Source organism: Nocardia sp. NPDC058497 (genome assembly GCF_042720195.1).
In the GTDB taxonomy this organism is placed as follows: domain Bacteria; phylum Actinomycetota; class Actinomycetes; order Mycobacteriales; family Mycobacteriaceae; genus Nocardia.
In genome coordinates this window covers 7,298-12,289 of the sequence record NZ_JBHXMY010000139.1, presented here as the reverse complement: position 1 = coordinate 12,289, position 4,992 = coordinate 7,298, and the positions used below count along the sequence as shown (strand labels likewise).

Below are 4,992 nucleotides of genomic sequence, written 5' to 3'. Positions count from 1 at the left end.
CCCCCCCCCCCCCCCCCCCCCCCCCTCCGGCGCCCGCCAGACCCACCCGGTCCAGGACCCAGGCGTATTCGAAGCCGACTTCCTTCCACTTCTCGTAGCGCCCGCTCACGCCGCCGTGGCCTGCGCTCATCTCCGTCTTCAGCAGTAGTTCGCTGTCGCCGGTCTTGGTGTCGCGCAGTTTGGCGACCCACTTGGCGGGCTCGACGTAGAGGACGCGGGTGTCGTTGAGACTGGTGATCGCCAGGATCGCGGGGTAGTCCTTGGCTTCGACGTTCTCATAGGGCGAGTACGACTTCATGTACTCGTAGACTTCCTTGTCGGCCAACGGATTTCCCCACTCGTCCCATTCGATGACCGTCAGCGGGAGCGACGGGTCGAGGATCGAGGTGAGCGGGTCGACGAACGGCACATTGGCGAGGATGCCCGTGAACAGTTCCGGCGCGAGGTTGGCGACCGCGCCCATCAGCAGGCCGCCCGCGCTGCCGCCGTCGGCGATCAGCCGGTCCGCCGCGGTGGCCCCGGTGCCGATGAGATGGCTTGCGCAGGAGACGAAGTCGGTGAAGGTGTTCTTCTTCAGCAGGGTCTTGCCGTGCTCGTACCAGAGCCTGCCCATCTCACCGCCGCCGCGCACATGCGCCACCGCGAACACCATGCCGCGATCGAGCAGCGACAACCGCGAGACCGAGAACGACGGGTCGATGCTGGCCTCGTAGGAGCCGTATCCGTAGAGCAGCATCGGCTTCGGGCCGTCGGCGGGCAGGTCGCGGCGCTTGATGAGCGAGATCGGGATCCGGGTGCCGTCCTGGGCCACCGCCCAATCACGGTGCTGCTCATAGTCGTTCGGGTCGTAGCCACCGAGCACCGGCTGCTCCTTGCGCAGCAGCAGCTCACCGGTGGCGGGCACGTAGTCGAACACCTGCATCGGGGTGATGAACGAGGTGACCCCGACCCGCAGCGTCGGCTGTTCCCATTCGGGGCTGGAACCCGCACCGGCGGAGAACAATTCGAGCCCGAAGTCCAGCTCGGTCAGTTCACCGTAGCCCTCGGCGGTCAGCGGCCACACCGACAGGCGCGGCAGCGCGTCGCGGCGGTAGCCGAGCACCAGGTGGTTGGCGAAGGCGTCGATGTCCTCGAGCCGCACGTCCTCGCGATGCCCGATCAGAATCGTCATGTCCGACGGGTCGGTGGCGGGCGCCTCGGCGAGCACGAAGTTCTCCGCCTTCACCCCGTCGACCACGTCGTTGTGCAGGATCAGGAAGCGGTCCTGGCCGGCGATCACCGCGTGCTCGGCCGAGTACTCCACGCCCTCGCGGCGCGGCAGCAGCACCCGGAACTCGCCCTCGGGGTTGTCCGACTCGAGCACCCAGCCCTCGGTGGTGATCTTGGAACCGAGCCAGATCATCAGGTACTTCTCGGAGCGGGTCGCGCCGACGCTCACCCAGTAGCGCTCGTCGGGCTCGTGGAACACCGTCACGTCGGTGTCTGCCGCGGCGCCGATGCGGTGCCGCCACACGGTGTCGGGGCGCCACGACTCGTCGACGGTCTGATAGAAGATGTGCGTGCCGTCCAGCGACCAGGTCGCGCCGGGCGCGGCGCCGGCGACCTCGTCCGGCAGCAGCTCACCGGTGCGCAGGTCCTTGATCCGCAGCGTGTAGCGCTCGTCACCGGTGCTGTCGACCGAGTAGGCGAGCAGGTTGCCGTCGTGGCTCAGCGAGAACGCGCCGAGCGCGAAGAAGTCCAGCCCCTCGGCCAGCACATTGCTGTCGAGCAGCACCTGTTCGCCCTCGATCACCGTCTCGGCCTCGAGCTGCGGCGGCGTCCACGCGTCGATGCCGTCGGCGTTCGCGTCGATGGGACAGCGGCAGTGCACCCCGTACTGCTTGCCCTCGAAACTGCGCGAGTAGTACCAGTACTCCCCCAGCCGGGTCGGGACCGACAGATCGGTCTCCTGGGTGCGGGCCTTGATCTCGTCGAAGATCTTGTCCCGGAGCGGCTGGAGCTGGTCGGTCTGCGCCTCGGTGAAGGCGTTCTCGGCCTCCAGGTACGCGATGACCTCGGGATCTTCCTTGTCCCGTAGCCACTCGTACTCGTCGACGAACGTGTCACCGTGGTGCACCCGCTCGAAGGGCACCTTCTTCGCGATCGGCGCCGACACCGTCTCATTCTCGCCAGCCATGCGTCCACCGTAGCCGCAGTGCTCCAGCCGGGCCCGCCAACTCGGCCGCGACGTCGGCCCGGGCGTGCGCTATGGTCACCACCGCCCTGCGTCCTTGCCGGACGACCAAGGTGTGAGTGCGGCACCGGCCCCCCGCGGAAACTCTGGGTTCGGTGGGGAGCTGACTGGGTGGCCGGGGTGTAGACCTGGTTGATCACGCCGGTACTGCACGCCTCGGCGGAAGCCAGCTTCAGGTCGATGCTGACCGTGGGGAACGGAACCGGCCGACCGGCTTGTTTTACCTTGTCAGGGTAGGGTTTTCGGGCATCGCGGGTTTGCTACATTTTTGGAATGGGCCAAACACGGGTGTTCGCCTACATCGATGAGACCGGCGACCGGGGCACGTCGGCTGGATCGAGCCCGCTGTTCGGCATGGCCGCAGTGATCGTCGACGAGTCGGCAGGAATGGCGTTACGCCAGACCGTATCTCAGTTGCGCACAGACTTCGGCGTCCCCACCGGAGCGGTCCTGTCCTGGAAGAATCACGTGAAGAACCATGATCGACGCAAACGTGCTGCCGCTGCCCTCGGTGAGACTCCCGGCGTAACGGTCTGTTACGTCTACGCCGAGAAGTCCGCCCTGCGCGACGGCAGCTATCGCGATGACCGAACCCGGTTCTACAACTATGTCGCGGGCAAGATGTACACATCCGTACTTTGGGCAGTGCGGGCCGAGTTCGGTGCCGAATCACAGCTGTGGACCAGGTTCGGACATGTGCGCGGCCACGACCACACGACCACCGAACGCTACCTGCGGGACAATTTCCTGACCGACGATTCGCTGCCCGGCCACCTCGAACAGGGCCTGCGCTGGGTTTCCGCCGACCGGTACGCCGAGAGCCAAGCAGCCGACCTGTACGGCGGATTCTTGAAAGCGGCACTGTGGCCTGCGGGGGAATTCGGCTACGTCGAACCCAGCTACTTGCTCTCGGTGTGGCATCAGATTCGCAACAGCTCCGCGTGTGTCGTCCCGCTGGGCATCATGGCCATGCCGGACTACGCATTGCTGCGCGACAAAGACTGGTTCCCCTGCAAACCCTGCCCGAAATCATTTGGGTAGCCCGTCCGGGGCCTCCGGGGGCCGATCCACGGAAGGAGGGCGGTGGCAGCACCGCTGGCAATCCCCGGCAAGCCCCGGACGGGCCACTACCTGGTCTCAGTGTAACTGCTCGACCCCTCAGGCGCCCAGCGCCGGGCCGATGGTCGGCCAGGACGCGTGCAGCGCGTCCTGCCAGTAGGACCACGAGTGCGTCCCGACCGGGTGGTAATCGATCTTGGCGCCGATCCCCGCGGCACGCAGCCGCTGGTCGAACGCCACCATGCAGGTATTGACGCCGAGTTCGATGGGCCCGCCGAGGAAGATGTTCTCCGCCAGCTGCGGCTTGAGCTCGGCCTCGTGCGGGCCGGGAATGCCGGTACCGGTCGACAGGTACAGCGCCTTGCCGCGCAGCCGATCGATCATCAGCGCCGGGTCGTGCGAAGCCCACTCCGGGCTGCCGGGCGCGCCCCACATATTGAGCGGGTTGCCGCCGCGGTTGGCGATGGAGAACATGATCGCGCCCGCCGCCATCGCGCTGTCGGGGCACGCGCTGTAACCGGCGACGGCCCGGTACATCTCGGGGTGGCGGGCCGCCAGGACGTAGGCCGCGTTGCCACCCATCGACAGACCACCGATGCCGTTGACGCCGTTACCGTTGAACGCCGCGTCGATCAGCCCCGGCAGTTCCTCGGTCAGGAAGGTCTCCCACTTGTACCGGCCGAAGCGCGGGTCGTCGGCGATCCAGTCGGCGTAGTAGCTGGCCTGCCCGCCGATCGGCATCACCACATTGACGTTCTTGCCGCGGAAGAAGGCCTCCGCGTCGGTCGCGTTGGTCCAGGTGCTCTGGCCGACACCGGGATCGAGGCCGTCGAGCAGGTAGTACGTCGACCGGGAGCCGCCGCCCGCCGGGTGCAGCACCTGCAGGTCGATATTGCGGCCCATCGCGGGCGAGGCGACGGAGATCGCCGTGCGGGTGGGGCTGAGATTGTTCATCCCGATGATCTGCGCGGCAGCCGCGGGAGCGGGGTTCACCACCGCGGGTCCGAGCAACGCGAGAGCGAAAGCCAGCACTGAAGCAGCAACACCTGTACGACGCACGTCCCACCCTCCATTACCGCATGCCAATGACGGTCCAAGGTAACCCAGCGGTGAATGAACTGGAAGCATTCGGCGTTTCGGGCGTTTCTTCAGCAAACTCACCGGTTTGCAATGCACGGTTCGCCCGACGTTGGCGTCAGCGCGTGAGCGCGCCCCGGATGGAACCGGCCAGATAGTCGAGATCGGCGCGGGCGGGCGAGGTCGGGCGCGCACGCAGTCCGAAGCCGTCGCCCGGCGTCCGCGGGATCACGTGCAGATGCACGTGGAAGACTTCCTGCCCGGCCGTGACCCCGTCGGCGAGAAAGAAGTTCACCCCGTCAGCCGCCACCTCACTGGCACGAAGGGCAGCCGCGATCCGCTGACCCACCTGAAAGAGCTTGCCGCCCAACGCCGGATCCAGGTCTGCCAGACTCGGCGCGGCCACCTTGGGCACCACGAGCACATGCCCCGGCGTCACGGGGCGAATGTCCATGAATGCCAGGACCTCGTCGTCCTCGTACACCTTGGACGAGGGCGCGAGTCCGGCGATGATGTCGGCGAAGATCGTGTACGGATTCACTCGCGTACGGTAGCGGGCCCGGTATTTTCGTGGGCGTCGGGCGGGGGCAGAAAGAAAAAAAAAAACGACCAGCCGCAGAGGA

The 4,992-nt window shown here is 66.8% G+C and carries 4 protein-coding genes; 1 reads left to right on the top strand and 3 read right to left on the bottom strand.

Annotated features, from left to right (window positions below; all coding sequences use genetic code 11):
• On the bottom strand, nt 1-2,176 hold a 2,176-nt coding region (locus tag ACFWPJ_RS12400; protein WP_378850123.1), incomplete at its 3' end, for a S9 family peptidase.
• Nucleotides 2,177-2,506: 330 nt separating this feature from the next.
• On the opposite strand from ACFWPJ_RS12400, the gene ACFWPJ_RS12395 reads away from it, so the two are divergent.
• Complete coding sequence (locus ACFWPJ_RS12395; RefSeq protein WP_378850120.1) at nt 2,507-3,274, top strand: DUF3800 domain-containing protein; 768 nt, start codon at nt 2,507-2,509, stop codon at nt 3,272-3,274.
• A 117-nt stretch (nt 3,275-3,391) separates the two neighbouring features.
• Here the strand turns inward: ACFWPJ_RS12395 and ACFWPJ_RS12390 are convergent, their stop codons facing one another.
• Both ACFWPJ_RS12390 and ACFWPJ_RS12385 read right to left on the bottom strand, forming a co-directional pair.
• On the bottom strand, nt 3,392-4,324 hold the full coding sequence (locus tag ACFWPJ_RS12390) for an alpha/beta hydrolase (RefSeq protein ID WP_378850117.1): 933 nt from the start codon (nt 4,322-4,324) through the stop codon (nt 3,392-3,394).
• A gap of 163 nt (nt 4,325-4,487) precedes the next feature.
• Nucleotides 4,488-4,910 (bottom strand): HIT family protein, encoded by a 423-nt coding sequence (locus ACFWPJ_RS12385; RefSeq protein WP_378850114.1) that lies wholly within the window; start codon nt 4,908-4,910, stop codon nt 4,488-4,490.
• Nucleotides 4,911-4,992 lie beyond the last annotated feature (82 nt).

Excerpts from the sequence above, each read along its gene's own strand:
- ACFWPJ_RS12395 (WP_378850120.1), top strand. The coding sequence starts at position 2,507 with ATGGGCCAAACACGGGTGTTCGCCTACATCGATGAGACCGGCGACCGG.